The 19395-nt window shown below is 72.1% G+C and carries 20 protein-coding genes; 9 read left to right on the top strand and 11 right to left on the bottom strand.

Annotation, left to right across the window (positions count from 1 at the left end):
- The first annotated feature begins 129 nt into the window (after positions 1 to 129).
- Positions 130 to 690 (top strand): dihydrofolate reductase family protein, encoded by a 561-nt coding sequence (locus tag CLV43_RS24580; protein ID WP_106189624.1) that lies wholly within the window; start codon positions 130 to 132, stop codon positions 688 to 690.
- Between the two features lie 812 nt (positions 691 to 1502).
- Positions 1503 to 2288, top strand: a complete 786-nt coding sequence (locus CLV43_RS50105) for a hypothetical protein (protein ID WP_146174891.1) — start codon at positions 1503 to 1505, stop codon at positions 2286 to 2288.
- 10 nt (positions 2289 to 2298) lie between these two features.
- Here CLV43_RS50105 and CLV43_RS24570 read toward each other — a convergent pair whose 3' ends face one another.
- Complete coding sequence (locus CLV43_RS24570; protein ID WP_106189622.1) at positions 2299 to 3357, bottom strand: hypothetical protein; 1059 nt, start codon at positions 3355 to 3357, stop codon at positions 2299 to 2301.
- 106 nt (positions 3358 to 3463) lie between these two features.
- Positions 3464 to 3868: a winged helix-turn-helix transcriptional regulator gene (locus CLV43_RS24565; RefSeq protein ID WP_106189621.1), complete on the bottom strand. Its 405-nt coding sequence runs from the start codon at positions 3866 to 3868 to the stop codon at positions 3464 to 3466.
- 88 nt (positions 3869 to 3956) lie between these two features.
- On the opposite strand from CLV43_RS24565, the gene CLV43_RS24560 reads away from it, so the two are divergent.
- A complete protein-coding gene (locus tag CLV43_RS24560; RefSeq protein ID WP_106189620.1) occupies positions 3957 to 4703 on the top strand; it encodes an SDR family NAD(P)-dependent oxidoreductase in 747 nt (248 codons plus the stop codon).
- Between the two features lie 9 nt (positions 4704 to 4712).
- On the opposite strand, the gene CLV43_RS24555 is transcribed toward CLV43_RS24560, so the two are convergent.
- The 7 genes from CLV43_RS24555 to CLV43_RS24525 all read right to left on the bottom strand — a co-directional run bounded on the left by CLV43_RS24555 (position 4713) and on the right by CLV43_RS24525 (position 11441).
- On the bottom strand, positions 4713 to 5735 hold the full coding sequence (locus CLV43_RS24555; RefSeq protein WP_106189619.1) for an LLM class flavin-dependent oxidoreductase: 1023 nt from the start codon (positions 5733 to 5735) through the stop codon (positions 4713 to 4715).
- Between the two features lie 66 nt (positions 5736 to 5801).
- Positions 5802 to 6386 (bottom strand): TetR/AcrR family transcriptional regulator, encoded by a 585-nt coding sequence (locus CLV43_RS24550; RefSeq protein WP_106189618.1) that lies wholly within the window; start codon positions 6384 to 6386, stop codon positions 5802 to 5804.
- A 69-nt stretch (positions 6387 to 6455) separates the two neighbouring features.
- Complete coding sequence (locus CLV43_RS24545) at positions 6456 to 6821, bottom strand: darcynin family protein (protein WP_106189617.1); 366 nt, start codon at positions 6819 to 6821, stop codon at positions 6456 to 6458.
- A gap of 30 nt (positions 6822 to 6851) precedes the next feature.
- Positions 6852 to 8348, bottom strand: a complete 1497-nt coding sequence (locus CLV43_RS24540) for an MFS transporter (protein WP_245886913.1) — start codon at positions 8346 to 8348, stop codon at positions 6852 to 6854.
- Between the two features lie 31 nt (positions 8349 to 8379).
- Positions 8380 to 9276: an SDR family oxidoreductase gene (locus CLV43_RS24535; RefSeq protein WP_106189616.1), complete on the bottom strand. Its 897-nt coding sequence runs from the start codon at positions 9274 to 9276 to the stop codon at positions 8380 to 8382.
- A gap of 157 nt (positions 9277 to 9433) precedes the next feature.
- Complete coding sequence (locus tag CLV43_RS24530; RefSeq protein WP_106189615.1) at positions 9434 to 10453, bottom strand: glycoside hydrolase family 113 protein; 1020 nt, start codon at positions 10451 to 10453, stop codon at positions 9434 to 9436.
- A gap of 112 nt (positions 10454 to 10565) precedes the next feature.
- Positions 10566 to 11441 carry a CPBP family intramembrane glutamic endopeptidase gene (locus CLV43_RS24525; protein WP_245886910.1) on the bottom strand — a complete coding sequence of 292 codons (876 nt, stop codon included), beginning with the start codon at positions 11439 to 11441 and terminating at the stop codon, positions 10566 to 10568.
- A gap of 127 nt (positions 11442 to 11568) precedes the next feature.
- Here CLV43_RS24525 and CLV43_RS24520 point away from each other — a divergent pair, with 127 nt between their 5' ends.
- A complete protein-coding gene (locus CLV43_RS24520) occupies positions 11569 to 12756 on the top strand; it encodes a sensor histidine kinase (protein WP_106189614.1) in 1188 nt (395 codons plus the stop codon).
- The gene (locus tag CLV43_RS24515) at positions 12753 to 13424 is read left to right on the top strand and encodes a response regulator (RefSeq protein ID WP_106189613.1); all 672 of its coding nucleotides are present in this window, start codon (positions 12753 to 12755) and stop codon (positions 13422 to 13424) included. The genes CLV43_RS24520 and CLV43_RS24515 overlap by 4 nt, the downstream gene beginning before the upstream one ends.
- Here CLV43_RS24515 and CLV43_RS24510 read toward each other — a convergent pair.
- On the bottom strand, positions 13391 to 14041 hold the full coding sequence (locus tag CLV43_RS24510) for a TetR/AcrR family transcriptional regulator (protein WP_106189612.1): 651 nt from the start codon (positions 14039 to 14041) through the stop codon (positions 13391 to 13393). The two genes, CLV43_RS24515 and CLV43_RS24510, sit on opposite strands and share 34 nt — an antisense overlap.
- 123 nt (positions 14042 to 14164) lie before the next feature.
- On the opposite strand from CLV43_RS24510, the gene CLV43_RS24505 reads away from it, so the two are divergent.
- From CLV43_RS24505 to CLV43_RS24490, 4 genes are all read left to right on the top strand, one after another.
- The gene (locus CLV43_RS24505) at positions 14165 to 14932 is read left to right on the top strand and encodes a siderophore-interacting protein (protein WP_170155991.1); all 768 of its coding nucleotides are present in this window, start codon (positions 14165 to 14167) and stop codon (positions 14930 to 14932) included.
- A gap of 37 nt (positions 14933 to 14969) precedes the next feature.
- Positions 14970 to 17084 (top strand): 2Fe-2S iron-sulfur cluster-binding protein, encoded by a 2115-nt coding sequence (locus CLV43_RS24500; RefSeq protein WP_245886907.1) that lies wholly within the window; start codon positions 14970 to 14972, stop codon positions 17082 to 17084.
- Positions 17085 to 17260: 176 nt separating this feature from the next.
- Positions 17261 to 18145: a S41 family peptidase gene (locus tag CLV43_RS24495; RefSeq protein ID WP_106189609.1), complete on the top strand. Its 885-nt coding sequence runs from the start codon at positions 17261 to 17263 to the stop codon at positions 18143 to 18145.
- Between the two features lie 16 nt (positions 18146 to 18161).
- The gene (locus tag CLV43_RS24490; RefSeq protein ID WP_106189608.1) at positions 18162 to 18809 is read left to right on the top strand and encodes a class I SAM-dependent DNA methyltransferase; all 648 of its coding nucleotides are present in this window, start codon (positions 18162 to 18164) and stop codon (positions 18807 to 18809) included.
- Between the two features lie 127 nt (positions 18810 to 18936).
- Here CLV43_RS24490 and CLV43_RS24485 read toward each other — a convergent pair whose 3' ends face one another.
- Entirely contained in the window at positions 18937 to 19368 is a 432-nt protein-coding gene (locus CLV43_RS24485) for a nitroreductase family deazaflavin-dependent oxidoreductase (protein ID WP_106189607.1), read from the bottom strand.
- Positions 19369 to 19395 lie beyond the last annotated feature (27 nt).

The following is a 19395-nucleotide window of genomic DNA, read 5'->3' as shown; positions in this document are numbered from 1 at the left end:
GGCCGACTGTTCGCCGTGGTGTCGGGCAGGGAGTGCAGTGCTGGGGGTGACCGATGAGTTCGGGGGCGTGCGGAGGTCATCACTGGTAGGACCGCTTGTCGACCGGCGCGGTCGTGATGGAGGAGGAGCATGGCGAAGCTCATCTACTCGATGATCACCTCGCTCGACGGCTACGCCGAGGCGGCGGAAGGCGGCCTCGGCACCGGGCCTGCCGAGGACGAAGAGGTGCACGCGTTCATCGGGGACGTCTTCCGTCCTGTCCGCACGTTCCTCTACGGCAGGCGGATATACGAGACGATGGTGTTCTGGGAGACCGCGCACACCGAGCCCGACCAGCCGCCGCAGTTCGTGGAGTACGCGCGCGACTGGCAGGCCGCGGAGAAGGTCGTGTACTCCACGACGCTGGAGTCGGTGTCCAGCGCGAGGACCAGGATCGAGCGGACGTTCGACCCGGACGTGGTGCGCAAGCTCAAGGCCGAGTCCGACCACGACCTCAGCATCGACGGCCCGACCATCGCGGCTCAGGCGATCGCTGCCGGTCTGGTGGACGAGTACCACCTGTTCATCACGACGACCGTGGTCGGTGGTGGCAAGCGATTCTTCCCCGACGGCGTGCGCTTGGACCTCGACCTGGTGGAGGAACGCGCGTTCGACAGTGGGCTGGTCTACGCGCGCTACCGCACCCGCTAAGCCACAGCGGTCGATGGCGCCGCTGGCGGCAAGGCCAGGTCAGGTGGGACCGAGACGCGGGGCGCAGGCGGGTCGGGTTCGTCGGTGCGCTGGCGCACCGACGACGGTGGACTTTGGCCAGGAGTGGTGGGCCGAGACGGTGGTATGGACTCCCCTTCGGCCACGAGCACAGGCAGAGCGAGTGCGTCGGTGTGCTGGTGGACCGCGATGGTCGACTTCGACCAGGTGTCTGGGCCGAGGCGGTGGCACGGTCTTGCTGGCGGCTGTGGAGCGCGGGTGGGGCGAGTGTGTCGGTGGGCTGGAGGACTACGACAGCGGGCTTCGACATAGCGACGCAGGCCGAGATGGTGGCACGGATGGCCTTGGGGCCACGGGGTGCAGGCGGGGTAGGTGTGCTGGGGCGGCATATGGCGGTGGATTTTGGTTGGGAGTGGGCGGGTTGGGTTGGTGGTATGGGATCCGTTCGGCCAGGGGCCGCTGGTGAGTAGGTGTGTTGGTGAAGCGGGTGCGCCTCGGTGGTGGTCGTCGGCGAGGAGTGGGTGAGGTGGTGGGGGCTTCTTTGGCCTTGGGGTGAAGGTGTATCGGTGGTAGCTGTTCTGGTGTGGGTGCGCTGGCGAACTGCCTTCGCGGGACTCGGTGACCCAGTAGGGTTGATCCGGTTCTGAACTCACGGAGGTCGGATGCGTGACCGCCCCAAGTCGGGCACTCGCCGCCCGTACCAGCAGCGGCCTCGGCCGGCTGCGGCATCAGCCGCCGCACCGCCCGCCACCCCGGTGTGGAAGCGGGTGCTTGGCAAGCCGGTGGTGTGGTTGGTGACGTTGTTGCTGGCGGCGACGGCGGCTTACTTCTCCGACTACGTCAAGAGCTTCTTCGGGGCGTTGTTGCCTGTTGACGAGGCTGAGGAGGCGTCGGGGCGGGCGCCGGTGGAGGTGCGTGACGTGCACTACCTGAACCTGAACTCGGCGTACTTCCTGAGCAGGCCACCGTCCGAAGAGGACATCGCGGGGTGGGATCGGAAGGCGGGTCCGCCGTCGGCCGAGTGGCTGGAGCGGCAGGGGGAGGTGCCGTTGGACGTGGCCCGGTGGGAGGTGACGTTGGAGGGCAGGCGGACGTCGGAGGTGGTCGTGACGGACATGCGGCCGAAGCTGGTGGCACCGTGCGAGCCGCCGCTGGACGGAAGTCTGGTCGAGACGCCGGCCCAGGGGGCGGGTGACAAATTCCGGTTCGGTGTGGCCGTGGACCGGCCCAATCCGGTCATGATGACGATCGGGGGTGGTACGGCGCCGTTCCCGTACTTCGAGCAGAAGACGATCAGGCTGCCCAAGGGTGAGAAGAACGTGGTCACCGTCGAGGCGACGACCTCGGGCCCGCACTGCCGTTGGACGATCGAGGTCGACTACATCGCCGACGGCAAGCGCGGGCAGATGTCGGTCACCGCGCCGGGCGGCAAGCCGTTCGAGGTGACGGGGCACCTCGACCCCGCGCGGTACTCGTCGGTATTCCTCGCCGCCCTGCGCAAGTGCCCGCAGCCCTACCGCCGAGTGTCCGGCGCCGAGTACGCCGAGATCCAGGCGGGCACCAAACCCGAGTGCGGGTAGGGAGAACGGTTCACGCCCTCCTCCGCCTGAGCACCACCACCGCGATCACGGCGGGCACCCAGCCCCAGACCACGCCGAACCTCGTCGCGTGGAGGACGTCATCGGTCGACGGTGGGAACGCCACGGCGTCGACGACCCCGCCCAACGCGCTCGCGATCACGACGACTCCCCACACCGCCACGAACACCGCGGCACTCCCGGCGGTCGGTCGGATGCCGCCAAGCGCCCAGCGCAGCAACAACCACAACACCACAAGGGACAGGACCGCCGACACCGATCCCGGCACCCACCGCTCCGCGCCGACCACCTCGCCGAACCCCGCCTCAGGGTCGGCCTGCGGCCGGAGCTGCAACCGCGGGTGCAGCACGACACCGGCCACCTCCTCGACCAGCCGGATCTCCTGTTCGGACTTCCCGGAGTAGGAGAAAGCACCGCCCAGCAACGCGAGCGCCACGATCGGCAGCGAGCAGGCCAACGCCAGGTTCCCCGTCCGCACGGGGCCGGCGTCGGTGGCGGGCGGGTCGGCGAGGGCGTCCCACGGGCGTCCGGCGAACGTCCACAGCAGCCGTTGGAGGAGGAACCCGATGACGACGATGCCGGTGCACAGGAAGCCGAAGTACAGCGCGTCGTAGGTCCAGAAGATCCCCGCGCTCGCCAGGTCGACCGCGACGCTCCCCGCCCCGTCCGACCGCGCGACCACCACCGCCAGCCCGACCAGGTCGGCCAGTCCCGCCGCCAGCAGCACGGCACCCGCCTGGAGCACCGCGACCCGCGCACGCCCCGCCGCGACCGCGCGGGTGGCCAGGTAGGCCGTGAACACCAAGGCCACCAGCAGGACGAGGCGCGGCAACCACTCCCACCCCCGCGTCTGCGCGAAGTAGGCCTCCTGCGGCGTCCGGTCGACGAAGTAGACCAGCAGGTGCGGCAGGACGGAGGCGGGCCCGCCCCGGTGGGACCGCGCGTCCGGTGCGGCGGCCCAGATCGTCAAGGGCAGCAGCGCCGCCACGTACAGGCACGCGTACGTCGACACCGCGAGCAGCGCGGCCGACAGCCCCCAGGCACGCCTCATCCCCCACCCCAATCCCCCAAGGCACCATTGTCGCCGACACCGGACCGGTCCGACACCGGTTTTCGATCAACACCGGTCCGGGAGGTGACGCGCCGACCGGGCGACGTCAGTGCCGGTTCGCCACGGCGGGTGGGATCGGCGGGTCGGCGTCGTAGGCGGACCGGGCCGCCTGGATGGCGGGCCCGTGCCGGTCGGCCCACGTGACGAGGTCCACGAGGCGCGGGGTGAGGTCGGCGCCGAGCGGGGTCAGCTCGTAGGTGACCTGGATCGGGACGGTGGGGGTGGCGGTGCGGCTGACGAGGCCGTCGCGGGTGAGGGTGCGCAGCGTCTGGGACAGCACCTTCTCGCTGATGCCGTCGAGGCGGGCGGCCAGTTCGGCGAAGCGGTGCGGGCGGGTCGTCAGCGCGGCGAGCAGCAGGGTGGCCCAGCGGCCGGTGATGTCGGCGCGGATCGGCAGCCTGGGGCAGTCGGCGCCGAAGAGGTCGCGCGGAGGACCCGACGGCTCGCTCATGGGAGGAGCTTACCGAAAGGTATGTACTTACCTTTGGTAGGTCGGGTCGCTACCTTTCGCCGGTCGGCACAGCGGCGAGGAGCGGAACATGATCGACCTGAACGGGCGCGTGGCACTGGTGACCGGCGGCGGGAAGGGCATCGGGCGGGGGATCTCGTCGGCACTGGCGGCCGCCGGGGCCGCGGTCGCGGTGAACTACGCCGCCGACCGCTCGGCCGCCGAACGGACCGTGGCGGACATCGTCGCGCACGGCGGCAAGGCCGTGGCGCTGGCCGGGGACGTCGGGGAACCCGATGACGTCGAGCGGCTGTTCGACCGGGCCGCGGCGGCGTTCGGGCCGGTCGACACGCTGGTGAACAACGCGGCGACCTACACGTTCGGGCCGTTGGAGGACGTGACGCCGGAGGAGTTCGACCGGCAGTACCGGACCAACGTGCTCGGCACCTTCCTGACCTGCCGGGCGTTCGTCCGGCGGGTGCCCGCGACCGGCGGGTCGATCGTCAACGTCTCGACCTCCGGCCTCGCGGGCAACCGGCCCGGCGCGGCGCTGCACCTGTCGACCAAGGCCGCCGTCACCACGCTGACCAGGGTGCTGGCCAACGAGCTCGGGCCGCGCAACGTCCGGGTCAACGCGGTGGCACCGGGCGCCACCGAGACCGAGGGCTCCCGCGGCCTGGTCGCCGACGAGGGGCTGGTCGCGGGCGTCGTCGCGGCCACCCCGCTGGGCCGTCTCGGACAGCCGTCCGACATCGGCCCCGTGGTGGCCTTCCTCGCCTCCCCCGACGCCGCGTGGATCACCGGTGACGTCGTCTTCGCCTCCGGCGGGCTGCGCTGACCTCGCAGGTCAGCGCCAGCCGAGCGCGGGGGCGACGTGGGTGAGGACGTTGTCGATGACATGGGTGTTGTAGTCGACGCCGAGCTGGTTGGGCACGGTCAGCAGCAGCGTGTCGGCCTCGGCGATGGCCTCGTCCTCGGCCAGCTGCTCCGCCAGCACGTCGGGCTCCGCGGTGTAGGTGCGGCCGAAGATCGCCCTGGTGTCGGCGTCGATGTAGCCGACGTGGTCGGCGCTGCCGCGGTCGTCCCCGAAGTAGGCGCGGTCGAGGTCGGAGGTGAGCGCGAAGATGCTGCGCGACACCGAGACGCGCGGCTCGCGCTCCCACCCGGCTTCCGCCCACGCCTTGCGGAACGTGCGGATCTGCTCGGCCTGCTGGACGTGGAACGGTGCCCCGCCCTCGTCGTTCTTGAGCGTCGAGCTCATCAGGTGCATGCCCTGCCGCGCGGCCCACACCGCGGTGGCGTTGGAGCTCGCGCCCCACCAGATCCGTTCGCGCAGCCCCGGCGAGTGCGGCTCGACGCGCAGCAGCCCCGGCGGGTTGGGGAACATCGGGCGCGGGTTGGGCTGGGCGAAACCCTCGCCCTGCAGCACGGTCAGCAGCACCTCGGCGTGCTTGCGCGCCATGTCCGCTTCCGTGTCGCCCTCGCCCGGCTGGTAGCCGAAGTACCGCCAGCCGTCGATGACCTGCTCGGGCGATCCCCTGGAGATGCCGAGCTGGAGCCTGCCGCCCGAGATGAGGTCGGCGGCGCCCGCGTCCTCGGCCATGTACATCGGGTTCTCGTACCGCATGTCGATCACGCCGGTGCCGATCTCGATGCGCCGGGTCTTGGCGCCGATCGCGGACAGCAGGGGGAACGGCGAGGCCAGCTGCCTCGCGAAGTGGTGCACCCGGAAGTAGGCGCCGTCCGCGCCCAGCTCCTCCGCGGCCACGGCGAGGTCGATCGCCTGCAGGAGCGCGTCGGACGCCGTCCTCGTCTGCGAGTGCGCGCTGTCGGACCAGTGCCCGAAGGACAGGAAGCCGATTTTCTTCACGCCCGTGGAACGCGCCACCGCGCTGATTGATTCCTCAACTACCCGCGGTCCGCCCGAAGTGGGACCTCAGCCCACCTTCGCGGCGCGGAGCTCGGAGAGGACCGTCGCGGCGAGCTCTCCGGTGTCCAGGTGGACGGTGTCGCGGCCGCTCATGACCCAGAAGAACATCGGCCCGACCAGGAGCGCGGTGACGTGCTCCGGAGGGGACGGCAGGGCCTCGTGCTCGGCGACGCGCTCCACGACCACGCGGGCGCTGTCGCCGAGCACGTCCTTGGAGGCGAGCAGGGCCGCGACCGCGCGGTCCTGCTGCGCCGCGGCGATGAGCGCGCGGTAGGCCGCCCCCGCGGCCGATCCTTCGAGGAAGTGCTTGAGGGAGTCGAGGTAGCCGACGAGGTCGTCGAGCGAGCTGCCCGTCGGCGGGACGGCCAGCTCCTCCTCCGCGTCCGCGACGGTGGCCTCGAACAGGATCTCCGCCTTGGTGGACCACCAGCGGTACACGGTCTGGCGTCCCACCCCGGCGCGCTCGGCGATCCCCTTCATGGTCATCGCGGAGTAGCCGACCTCGAGGAGGAGGTCGTCCACCGCGTGCAGGACGGCGTCGCGCGCCTGCTCGCTGCGGGGGCGGCCACCTCGGTTGACGGGCGTGTCCATGGCGCGGACCCTATCGCTCGACACGGCACCGGACGCGCCGCCGTGCGGGGCGACGCGTCCGGCGGACCTTCACGCGTTGACGGTGGCGAGGGCTTCCACGTCGTAGTTCTTCGCGTAGCCGTTCTCGACGCCGACCAGCAGCTCGACGACCTCGAAGTACTGGTCCCAGAAGGAGGTCTCGCGCAGCGCCTCCACGAGGAGCTGGTAGGAGTGGTGGTCCCGCGCCTCCCACATCCACACGTCGGTCACGCGCGCGGAGTAGAACTCGGTGTCGAAGAAGCGCGACCGCACGCCCTGCACCTTCTCCTCGATCGCCGGGAGCACCTCGGTGCGGAACACCTCGATCCGCCGCGGGACCGAGAGGGCGAGCCATTCGGAGGTGGTCTTCACCAGCATGAAAGCCGTCACGCCGGCTTCGAAGGGTTCTGCGGACATGGACTTGCCTTCCTGTAAGGGGTGTTCGAGCTAGTTGTGACGACCGGACCGGGCGGCGCGGAGCGCTCCGGCGACGACCACGGCACCGGCCAGCAGGGTGAGGACGCTGGTGACCCGCAGGGCCGTGTCGGCGCCGGCGACGAAGGCCGCGACCACGGCGTCGTGTTCGGCGGGAGCCGCGGCGAGCGCCTCGGCGACGGTGTGGGCGGCGGGCTCGTGGCCCTTCAGGCCCTCCGGCAGCTTCCCGGTGAACGCCGCCGTCAGCACGGTGCCGACCACGGCGACACCGAGGGCGCTGCCGAGCTCCCGTGTCGCGGCCTGGAGTCCTCCGGCGACGCCCGCCTGCTCGGCGGGCAGGGCCGCGGTGAGCTCGGCCGTGAGGCACGGCAGGGCGAGCGCGAAGCCGATGCCGACCACGACGAGCCACGCCGCGTAGGCCGGGTACGGCTGTCCGGTCGCGGTGGACAGTCCGAACAGGCCGGTGCCGATGGCGGCGAAGGCGGCCGTCAGGACGACGGGGATGCCCGTGCGCCGCACCAGGTCCGGGACGAGCCTCGACACCAGCAGCAGTGGCAGCGCCAGCGGCAGCGTCCCGAGCCCGGCCTGCAGGACGGTGTACCCGCGCCCGTACTGCAGGAGCGAGGCGTTGACGTAGAACAGGCCGAAGCTGCCGAAGAACATGACCGACATGCCGAAGGCCGCGCTGCTGAGCAACGGGATGCGGAACAGCCGGGGGTCGAGCAGGGGGTGGGTGGCGCGGAGCTCGAACACCACCCATCCGGCGCCCACCACGACGGCGAGCACGAGGGCCGTGACGACCACGGCACTCCCCCACCCCTGTTCCGGCGCCTCGATGACGCCGATCAGCAGCGCCACGACCGCGGCGACGAACAACGCCGTCCCGACCGGGTCCAGCGCACGGGAGGCGCGGTCGCTGCGGGACGTGGCCCGCACCACCCACACCGCGCAGACCAGCGCGATCGACGCGACGACCGCGAACAGCGTCCGCCACGTCCCACCGGTCAGCAGGGCCCCGCCGCCGATGTTGCCGACGATGCCGCCCATCCCGGACACCGCGCCCCAGACGGCGAGAGCGCGCCCACGCCGTTCGGGCGGAGTGGCGTGGACGAGCACCCCCACGCAGTTGGGGAGCACCATCGCCGCGCCGAGACCGGTGACCACCCGGCCGACCAGCATGATCGCCACGGTCGGCGACGACGCCGAGACCACCGCGCCCACCGCGAAGGTGACGAGTCCGGCCACGAGCACGCCCTTGCGGCCGAACCGGTCCCCCGCCGCGCCGCCGGGGATCACCAGGCAGGCGAAGACGACGACGTAGGCGTCGACGATCCACAGCAGCTGCGACGAGCTCGGGCTCAGCCCGCTGGCGGCGAGCTGCGGCACCGCCAGGTTGATCGCGGCGACCAGGCCGACGACCAGGACGGTGCAGACGCACACGCACACCAGGACCAGACCCGGACGCGACGGTCTGTCCACAGTGGCGGGCATCGCTTGGGTGGCGTTCATCCGTACTCCTCCACGCACCGGCAGGGCGTTGTCAGGCCGTGCCGTACGCGCCGGACTCGATGTCCTCCACCAGCGTCGGCCCGGTGGGGTTCCAGGACAGGGCTTCGCGGGTGCGGGCGCTGGACGCGGTCATCGTCAGGCCGAAGAAGTGCCCGACGAAACCGAAGTGCTCGGCCGCGTTCTCCTCGGGGACCGACTCGACCGGGATGCCGAGCACCTTCCCGATGGCCTCCGCGATCGTCCTGGTGGTGATGGCCTCCTCGGCGGTGGCGTGCAGCCGGGTCCCGGCGGGCGCGTTCTCGATGCCCAGCCGGATGAGCCTGGCCGTGTCGGAGCGGTGCACCGCCGACCAGGTCGTCGAGCCGTCGCCGATGTACCCGGAGACGCCCTGCTTGCGGGCGGCCCCGAAGAGGAAGTTCACGAACCCCCAGTCGCCCGCGCCGTGGACCGACGGGGCGAACCGGATGGCCATCGACCCCACCCCCTTGCCCACGTAGTCGAGGGCGAGGTTCTCGCTGCCGCCGCGGTCGGAGTCGGGGCCGATGGCGGGCGAGGCGTCCGCCTCCAGCACCGGGCGTCCGTCGCACAGTCCGGACAGGCCGTTGGCGACCATGAACGGCCGGTCGGTGCCGACCAGCGCCTCCAGCATCGTCTCGACGGCGGCCCGCTCGGCGCGGTCCGACTCGGCCGGGTTGCCCCAGTCGTGCTTGTTCGCGAGGTGGACGACCGCGTCGGCCTCGGACGCGCCGCGACGCAGCGAGTCGAGGTCGTCGAGGTCGCCCAGGAGGATCCGCGCCCCCTTCTTCTCCAGCTTCAGGGCCGAGTCCGCGGAGCGGGCCAGCCCGACGACCTCGTGCCCGGCGTCGAGCAGGTCGTCGACGGTCGCGGATCCGATCCAACCGGTCGCTCCGGTGACGAAAACACGCATGGGTCTGTCCTCTCCATCGCCCGTGAGGGCTTCAACGACGTGCGGGGCGGTCCACTCGGAACTGCGCGACGTCCCGAGGACGTCAGTTACGAGGCACCGTGTATTGGAACCATAACAGTATCGAGACACGGTGTCTAGCAACCCCGCACGAGGTCGGTCAGGAGCGGTAGTACCCGGCCAGCGCGGTGAAGGCGGCCTTGGGCTCCCAGGGCAGGTCGGGGTAGGCGTCGCCGGTGCGGCCTTCGAGGACCTTGACGACGCCGAAGCTGGCCAGGTCGAGGTCCCGGCGGGGGTCGTCGGGGCGGTGGGGGTAGCCGGACAGCGCGAAGAGGTAGACGAAGGCGCTGTCCACGCCCTCGGCGTCGAAGATCTCCAGGAGCTCGAGCAGGTAGGCGGCCTGGCCCGCCTCGTCGCGGACGTAGTCGCCCTTCAGCCGGACCGGGAGACCGGACTCGTCGTGCTCGACGATCCCCATGCTGCGCGGCGCCACGTCACCCGAGCCGCGCCAGGTGGCCGTGCCGAAACCGGTGATCGCGACCGGCTTCCCCTGCGCGACAAGGGTCCGCACCCCCTGCTGGTACTGGTCGGCGACCTCGGCGGAGCGGATGAGCTCGACCGAGACGATGTCGAACGGCGTCCAGTCGACCCGCTCGAACGGGATGCAGGCGTAGGTGAGCCGCCCCCGGAACAGCTCGCGGACCGCGGCGACGGCGTCCCGCAGGAAGGCGTTGACGCGGACGCTCGCCTCGGCGACGCGCTCGGCCCGCCCCTCGGGCGTACCCAGGAGCAGGTCGAGCCGCCGCGCCAGGCCGTCGCCGGGGAGGAAGCCGCGGTTCATGATGGTCAGCTCGACACCGGTCACGAACACGACCTCGCCCCCGGCCTCGCGGACCACCTCCGCCCGGCGGGCGCAGTCGGCGAACAACGCCAGGATCTCCGCGGGCTCCAGGTCGATCGGGTACGGCGAGAACCAGACCTCCAGCCCGAGGTCGGCGGCACACCGGGCGGCGAGCTCCAGCCGCTCCGGGTCACCGCCCACGACGTGCACGGCGTTGCAGTGCAGGTCGTCGCGGATGATGGTCAGCTCCCGCCGCACCACGTCGGGGTCGAAGGTCTCGACGGAGATCCGGCCGTCGACCACGAAGCCCGTGTCGTACGCGATTCCCTTGGCGCGCATGGGGTCCTGCCTTTCGTGACGGGGTGGGAGCGCCGAGAGTAGAACGAGAAAGTGCGTACACGCAACTTTGCGTGCACGCACTTCAACCGTCGGGCTCTCCGGCGGAGGACGGTCACCCAGCCCGCTTGACCCGTCCACCGCGGACCGCCGAGCGGAGCAGGAAAGCCGCCGCGACAAGGCAGGACAGGATCCCGGCCACGCCCGCCTCCGGGCCGAACGACCCGCCGGTCAGCACGGGGGAACCCGACAGGGCGGTGTGGACCAGGCCGCCGAACTCACTCGTCTTGCCCGACACCGCGGTGCCGAACCCGGCCTCGACGACGTTCCAGGCGAAGTGGACGCCGATCGGCAACCACAGCGCGCCGGTGGCGACGTGCGCCGCGGTCAGCAGGATCCCGCCTTGCAGGGCGATCGCGGTCGCGCCCCACAGCGTCGCGCCCACGCCCGCCTCGGACGTCCCCGCCAGGTGCGCCGCGCCGAAGACCACCGAGGACACCGCCAGTGCGGGCCAGGTACCGAAGCGGTCCTCGGCGAAGCGGAAGACCACGCCGCGGAACACCACCTCCTCGGTGACCGCCACGCAGGCCATCACGCCGAGCGTCGCCAGGAACCTGCGGGGGTCGCCCGCCGTCACGTGCCAGCCGCCGAAGACCAGGATCAGCAGCATCGTGGCCAGGAAGGCGGCGGCACCCAGGGCGCTTCCCAGCAGCAGTCCGGACAGCGCCCGGTCACGGGGCAGCTCGGCTACCGGCCGCCGTCCCTCCACGAGCCCGCAGAGTCCCGCGTAGAGGAGCAACGACACCGCCGCGACGACCACACCCACCACGAGGTCGACGACGCCGAGGTCGCCCAGGGCGACGACAAACTGCTGCGCCACCACCATGACGGCCACCGTCATGACCAGCAGCACCGGGAACCGCCACGCGGGTCGGACTCCGGCGGTGGAGCGCAGTCGCCGTCGGGCGCGGGACAGGGCGGACTCGATCACGGGGTGCCTCCGTTTTTCCGTGGTGCTCTGGGGATGGCGGAAAGGTAGGAGGCGAGGGCGTGGTCGCGAGTCCCCAGACCGAGGACGCCACGGGTAGCTCGCACGGGGGACAGTAGGCTGTCCGGCCATGCCGACGACGTGGTTCGCACACCGGTCTCGGGTGGTGCGGACCTGGTGGCGCGACCACGACAGCGCGGGGTGGGACCGGTGGCTCGCGGTCCTGTTCACCGTCCTGGCGTTCGTCCCCGCGCTGTCCGGCATGGGCGCGGAGTTCGGTGACCTGCCGCGGCGGCAGGCCGACCTGTTCTCGCTCGTCCTCGTGCTGGCTCAGACGGCGCCGCTCGCCGTGCGCAGGACCAGGCCCGCCACCTGCCTGGCGATCACCGGCACGGCCTTCGCGGTCCACGAGTCGCTCGCGTACGCGCCGCAGTTCAGCACCGTGACCGTCTACCTCGCGCTGTACTCCGCCGGTGCGCACCAGCGGCGGTTCCGGCGCACGACGGTCGTCGCGGCGACGGCCGCCCACGTCGTGCTCTGCCTCGTCCTGACCGCGCTCGGCTCCCCGGACCGGATGACCGAGTTCCTGGTCTTCTACCTGATCTTCGTCGCGTTCTGGGCGCTGGGCGCCCACGTGCGCCGCCAACGGGCCCAGGAGGCCGAACGGCGACGGCTGGCCGCGATCGCGGCGACGGCCGCCGAACGGTCGCGCATCGCGCGGGAGCTGCACGACGTGGTGACCCACCACGTGACCGCCATCGTCGTGCAGGCCGACGCCACCCGATTCCTCGCCGAGTCGCCGGAGCGGGTCCTCGCCGCGCTGACGGCGATGGGAGGGGCGGGCAGGCAGGCCCTCGCGGAGCTGCGGCACCAGCTCGACGTCCTGGAGGCCACCGGCGAGTCCGAGCCGCGGTCGCCGGTCCAGGGCAGCGTGCGGGACCTCGTGGAGCGGATCCGGACCAGCGGTCAACCGGTCGGACTGATCGAGGACGGCGACCCGACCGCACTCCCGGCCGACGTGGGGCTGGCGGTCTACCGCGTGGTCCAGGAAGGACTGACCAACGCGGTGAAGTACGCCGCCGGGCAGCCGACCGAGGTGCGGACCGGCTACCGGGACGACCGCGTGGAGGTCGAGGTGACCAACACCGCGGCCCCGGTGCCGATCCCGGTGGGCGCCGGGCGGGAGCTGTCCGGCGGGCGCGGTCTGACCGGGCTGCGCGACCGGGTCGCGGCGCTGGGCGGCGGGCTGACCGCGGGTGAGGAGCCCGACGGCCGGTTCCGGCTGCACGCGGTGATCCCGATCGCGGGTGGCGCGTGACCATCCGCCTGCTGATCTGCGAGGACCAGGAGCTGGTGCGCACCGGCTACGCCACGGCGTTCCGGGCGCAGCCCGACATGGAGGTCGTCGGGGAGGCCGCGGACGGCATCACCGCGGTCGACGCCGCCGAGCGGCTGGCCCCGGACGTCGTCGTCATGGACATCCGCATGCCGGGGCTGGACGGGATCGAGGCCACCAGGCGGATCGCGCGGCCCGACGTCGTGCGGCCGCCGAAGGTGCTCGTCGTGACGACGTTCAACACCGACGAGCACGTCTACGACGCCCTGCGCGCCGGGGCCAGCGGTTTCCTGCTCAAGGACGCCCCGCTCGCCGAGCTGGTGAACGGGGTCCGCACGGTCGCCGGCGGCGACTCGCTGCTGTCGCCCGCCGTGACCCGGAGGCTCATCGGGCGCTTCGCCGACCGCGTCCGCCCGGCCGCCGCCGTGCCCGCCCGCGACCCCTTGGCGCCGTTGGCCCCTCGGGAACGCGAGGTGCTGCGGCTGATCGCGCGCGGCCTGTCCAACAACGAGATCGCGGACGAGATGGGGCTCGGCTTCGAGACGGTCAAGACCTACGTCTCCCGCGTCCTGATGAAGCTGGGCCTGCGCGACCGGGTCCAGGCGGTGGTGTTCGCCTACCGCACGGGTGTCGTGCGCGCCGACGACTGACCGTCCCCGCCCAGGTAGCGGGTCAGCATGGCGACGAGCTCGTTCTCGAACACCTCGACCGGGATCGTCCCCGGACCGGCCATGAACTTGTGGACGTTCATCTCCACGGTGAACAGGATGATCTCGGCGGCGGCGTCGACGTCGTCCACGTGGACGTCGGGGTGGCGGGTGATGACGTCGCGGACCTGGGCGGTGCGCAGCTTCCCGTGGCGGTCGATCGTGTCGAGCAGCTCCTTCGAGACCGGCGCCTCCTCGATCATGACCCGGAGCAGCTGGGGGTCGTCGCGGTGGTTGTCGACCGCGTCGCGGACGAGGGCCTCGACCGCCGTCCGCAGGGTGCCCGGTGACAGGTCGAGGTCGTCGGCCCCGGCCCACGAGCCGCGGTCGATGTGCTGGATCAGCAGCGCGGCGAGGATGGAGTCCTTGTTCGGGAAGTACTGGTACAGCGAGCCGATGGAGACGCGGGCGCGCTCGGCGATGCGGTTGGTGGTGCCCGCGGCGTAGCCGTGCTCGGCGAAAACGTGAGCAGCCGCCGTGAGGATGCGCTCGCGGGTGAGCTCGCCGCGCACCTGGCGGGGCTTGCGACGTGGGTCTAGGCGGCGGTCCGACGACGACATCCCGGTCCTCCCCGAAGGCGGCGAAAGCGAGTAGTCAAATACCTGAGCGAATGCTCACAATATACCCATGAACTGCGAGAACACGACGTGATCCCCAAGGTGCGACGGCCTGGGTCGCGGACGATGACCACACTGGAGGTGCGCCGCCGGGAGGCGCTGTCGCCGGGCTTCGCGAGCCTCACGCTCGGCGGTCCGGCGCTGCGGGACCTGGTGGTGGCGGGCGGCGACCAGGCCGTCCGGCTGTTCTTCCCGCGTGCGGGCCAGACCGCGCTGCGCATGCCGACCGCGTCGAGCGAGGCGTGGATGGCCCAGGTGCTGCTGATGCCGAGGTCGGTCCGCCCGCTGGTCCGGAACCTGACGATCCGCCGCGCCCGACCGGCCGACGACGAGATCGACATCGAGTTCGCCCTGCACGGCGACTCGCCCTTGTCCTCCTGGGTGCGCCAAGCGCGGCCGGGTGACGCGGCGGGCGTCTTCGACATGGGCACCACGTACCGGCCGCCCGCGCACGCCCGGTGGCAGCTGCTCGTCGGCGACGAGACCGCGCTGCCCGCGATCCTCGCGATCCTCGACCAGGCCCCGCCGTCGCTGGCCGCGGAGGTCTACCTCGAGGTGCCGACCGCCGCCGACGTGCGGGACGTGGCGGCACCGCCGGGGGTGCGGGTCCGCTGGTCCAACCGCGACGGCCGCCGGGGCGTGCGACCGGGATCCCTTGTGCTGGAGGCGGTCCGCCGCGCGGTGCTGCCTCCCGGACCCGTGTACGCGTGGGTCGCGGGCGAGTCCCGGCTGGCCACGTCGGTGCGACGGCACCTCGTCGGCGACCGCGCCGTGCCCAAGGCGGACATCTCGTTCGCGGGGTACTGGCGGCACGGCTGGTCGGCACCGGGCTGAGAGGGGACTTCCGATGCAGTTGGGCACACTCCACCGCATGACGACCGTCGACGAGGTCGAGGCGACCCTCGGGAAGCCGCCGTCGAAGGTCATGCTGAAGCAGATCAGCACCCTCGACGAGGGCTGCCGGACCATCCTGGCGCACAGTCCGCTGGCGGGCTTCGGCTACCGCGACGCCGACGGCGTCGGCCGGACCACGTTCATCGGCGGCACACCGGGGTTCGTGCGCCCGCACTCCCCCACGCGGATCTCGTTCACCCTGCCCGACGGCGAGGCGCACGGCCCGGTGTCGTTCGTCTTCCTCCTTCCCGGTGTCGGGGAGACGTTGCGCGTCAACGGTTCCGTGGCCGAGCGGAAAGGCGCCGAGACGTTCGTCGACGTCACGGAGGCCTTCGTGCACTGCGCGCAGGCCGTCATCCGCTCGCGCCTGTGGCAACCACCCGGCCCGCCCCCGCAGGCACCCGAGGTCCAGGGCGACGGCCCGTTGCGCGGCCCCGGCATCGCGGACTTCGTCGCGGCCGCCCAGTTCCTCGCACTGTCCACTTGGGACGACGTGGGCGGCAGCGACACCAGTCCGCGCGGTGACCAGCCGACCGTGGCGCGGATCCTCGACGGCCGGACGCTCGTCATCGCGGACCGCAAGGGGAACAAGCGCACGGACAGCCTCCACAACCTCGTGCGGGACGACCGGATCTCGTTGGCCGCGCTGGTTCCCGGCCGGACCGGTGTGCTGCACGTCAGCGGCCGGGGCGCGATCACCGACGACCCGGAGCTGCTGGCGACGATGGCCCTGCGCGGGACTCCCCCGCACGCGGCTCTGGTCATCGACGTCGACCGCGCCGAGGTGACCGCCAGCGATGCCGTGGCGCGGTCGCGGGTGTGGACCGCGGCGACCCACCTCGACCGCGGCACCGCGCCGGACCTGATGGTGGTGGCCGGGGACCACCTCGCCGCGAACCTCGCCAAGGGCGACAACGGCCTGGCCGCGCGCCTGCTCAAGGGCGTCGCGAGGATCCCCGGCATCGGCCGGTTGTTGCGGCGGGTGATGAACCGCGCCTACGGGTCCGGGCTGCGCAAGGAGGGCTACGACGACCTCGAGGTCGACTCCCGGCGCACCGGGCCGTCGGACGGCCCCGGCGCGGCGACCCCGTTGCGGGAGGTGCGGATCGCCGAGGTGCGCCGGGAGACGCCGAGCGCGGTCACCCTCGTGCTGGAGGACGTCGAGCGGCCCAGGTCGTTCGACTTCCGGCCGGGGCAGTTCTTCACCCTGGTCGCGTACGTCGACGGCCGCCCGGTGCGGCGCGCCTACTCCGCGTCGTCGGCGCCGGGGGCCGCACGGCTGGAGGTCACCGTCAAGCGGGTCGACGAGGGCCGGTTCTCGACCCACGTCCACACCCTGCGGGCGGGTGACCGGCTGTCGCTGCGCGGCCCGTCCGGGTCGTTCCACACCGATCCGGCGGCGGCGCACGACGTGGTCATGGTCGCCGCGGGCAGCGGGGTCACCCCGATGATGAGCATGATCCGCACGCTGCTGGCGGCACCCTCGGGCGGCCGGATCTCGTTGCTGTGCAGCAACCGCGGCGAGGAGGAGGCCATCTTCGCCGACGACCTCCTGCGGCTAGAGGAGGAGAACCCCGAGCGGCTGTCGGTCACGCACGTCCTCACGTGGGCCCGCGGACGGCTCGACGCCGCCGGTGTGCGCGACTGGCTCGCCGGCCTGCGGTCACCGCGGGACGCCCGGTACTACCTGTGCGGGCCCGAGGCGCTGGTGGACGTGGTGCGGGGCGTGCTGACCGGGCTCGGCGTGCCGGACGACCACGTGCACCACGAGCGCTACACCAGCGGTGCGGACACGACCGCCACGACCACCGCACCGCAGGGGATGGTCGTCCTGGACGGCGCGCACGACGTCGGCACCGCGGTCGTCGAGCCCGGCCAGACGCTGCTCGACGCCGGGCTCGCGGCGGGGCTGCCGATGCCGTACTCGTGCACGGTAGGCAACTGCGGGGATTGCATGGTGCGGCTCCGCGAGGGCGAGGTGGCGATGAACGGGCCGAACTGCCTGACACCGCGGCAGAAGGCCGACGGTTTCGTCCTCACCTGCGTGGGCTGTCCGCTGTCCAAGGTCACCCTGGACATCGCCGAACCGTGACGGGAGTGGTGCCCGGTGGCGACACCGGGCACCACTCGCGCCGCCCGTTCGTCCGGGAAGATCGCCCCGCGGTCACCGGCGGACCGGTGGCCGGACCGGACCCCGCACCGGTTGCCGCCCAAGGCTTTCGCGCGGCACCAAGAGGGCTCGGTGCCCGCGCTGCTTTACTTCCCGCCATGGACATCCCGTCGATCATCACCAGGACCCGCGGACTGCTGGTCGAGCACTACGTGTTCCCCGAGGTCGCGGCCGCGCTGGACGCCCACCTCACCGCGCGCGGCGACCACTACGCGACCGCCACCACGCCCGAGGAGCTGGCCGTGCTGGTCACGGAGGACCTCCAGTCGGTCAACGGCGACCGGCACCTGCGGCTCAAGCACCACGTCGACGAGGCGCACGAGGACGACGAGGCGACGCGGTCGCACGTCGCCAAGGAGTTCGCCGAGAACATGGGCGGTGTGCCGCTGGTCCGCCTGCTCGACGGCGGTGTGGCGCACCTGGAACTGGCGTCGCTGCTGTTCCCGCTGGAGATGGCGGCGGAGTCGATCACGGCGGCGTTCACGCTCGTCTCGCACGCCGACGCGCTGGTCATCGACCTGCGGCGCAACCGCGGCGGCGACCCGCACACCGTGGCGTGGGTGTGCGGCTACCTGCTCGACGAGCCGACCCACCTCAACACGTTCCACACCCGTGAGGACGAGTCGTACCAGCAGTTCTGGAGCCCGGCGCACGTGCCCGGCAAGCGGTTCGGCGGCACCCGGCCGGTGTACGTGCTCACCAGCGGCGCGACGTTCTCCGGCGCCGAGGAGCTGAGCTACGACCTCCAGCAGCTGGGCCGCGCCACGATCGTCGGCGAGACGACCGGCGGCGGGGCGCACCCGCGCCGCGGCTTCGCCGTCCACCCGCACCTGGAGGTGACCATCCCGACCGCCCGCGCGGTCAACCCCGTGTCCGGGACGAACTGGGAGCTGGTGGGCGTCATCCCCGACATCGCGGTCCCGGCCGACGAGGCGCTGGACCGCGCGCACCGCGAGGCGCTGACCGCGTTGGGGCGCGGCTAGAACTACTGTCCCGCGCATGGTCGAACACGACACCCGCGAGGCCTACGACGCGGCCGCCCACACCTACGCGGCGCTGTTCCGCGACTCCCTGCGCGACAGCCCCCTGGACCGGATGGCGCTGGCCGCCTTCGCCGAGGTCGTCCTGGCGGGCGGGAACGGCAGGGTCGCGGACCTGGGGTGCGGCCCTGGCCACGTCACCGCGCACCTGCGCGGGCTGGGCCTGGCGGCGTTCGGGGTCGACGTCTCGCCGGTGATGGTCGAGCTGGCCCGACAGGCCCACCCGGACCTGCGGTTCGACGTCGGCTCGATGGCCGCGCTGGACATCGCCGACAGCGAGCTGGGAGGCGTGCTCTCCCGCTGGTCCGCCATCCACGTCCCGCCGCCCGAGCTCCCCGCCGTCCTGGCGGAGCTGCACCGCGTGCTGGCACCCGGCGGCCACCTCCTGCTCGGCTTCTCGGCGACCGACGGCCCGTCCCACCCGACGCGGGTGTTCGACCACGCGGTCGCCCCGGCCTACCGGTGGGCGCCCGACCACCTCTCGGCACTGCTGCGCGAGGCCGGGCTGTCCGAGGTGGCCAGGGTGGTCCGCGAGCCGGTGCCCACCGACCGCAGGCAGTTCCAGGAGGTCCACCTGCTCGCCCGCAAGGGCGCGCTCACCGGGTGACCTGACGGCCAGGGGAAGCGTTCGTCGGCCGGTGCACGACGGGCGGGTGTGCGGTCGCACCGACCACGCACCCGCCCGTCCTCGACTCACCGGACCGCCGTGACAGCCTTCACGGCCGTCGAACGTCCTACTTGGACTCCAGCACGAAGACCGGGATCTGGCGGTCGGTCTTCGTCTGGTACTCGGCGTAGTTCGGGAAGGCCGCGACAGCGCGCTCCCACCACCGCGCCCGCTCCTCGCCCTCGACCTCGCGCGCGGCGTAGGTCTTCTTCACGGTCCCGTCCTGCAGCTCGAACTCGGGGTGCGCCTTGATGTTGTAGTACCAGGTGGGGTGCTCGGCGGCACCGCCCTTGGACGCGACGACCGCGTACTTGCCCTCGTGCTCCACCCGCATCACCGGCGTGTAGCGCAGCACACCGCTCTTCGCACCGCGCAGCGTCAAGAGCACGATCGGGGCCCCGACGACCTCGATCCCCTCGGTGGTCCCGGTCTCCAGGATCCGCTTGGTCTGGTCCTGCACCCACGACGTGGGGCTGAGTGCCACAGTTTCGTCCGACATGCCCGGCAGAACAGCCACCGCCCCGCG

This window comes from Umezawaea tangerina (genome assembly GCF_003002815.1).
GTDB classification, from domain to species: domain Bacteria; phylum Actinomycetota; class Actinomycetes; order Mycobacteriales; family Pseudonocardiaceae; genus Umezawaea; species Umezawaea tangerina.
This window is presented reverse-complemented; position numbering and strand designations above follow the sequence as displayed.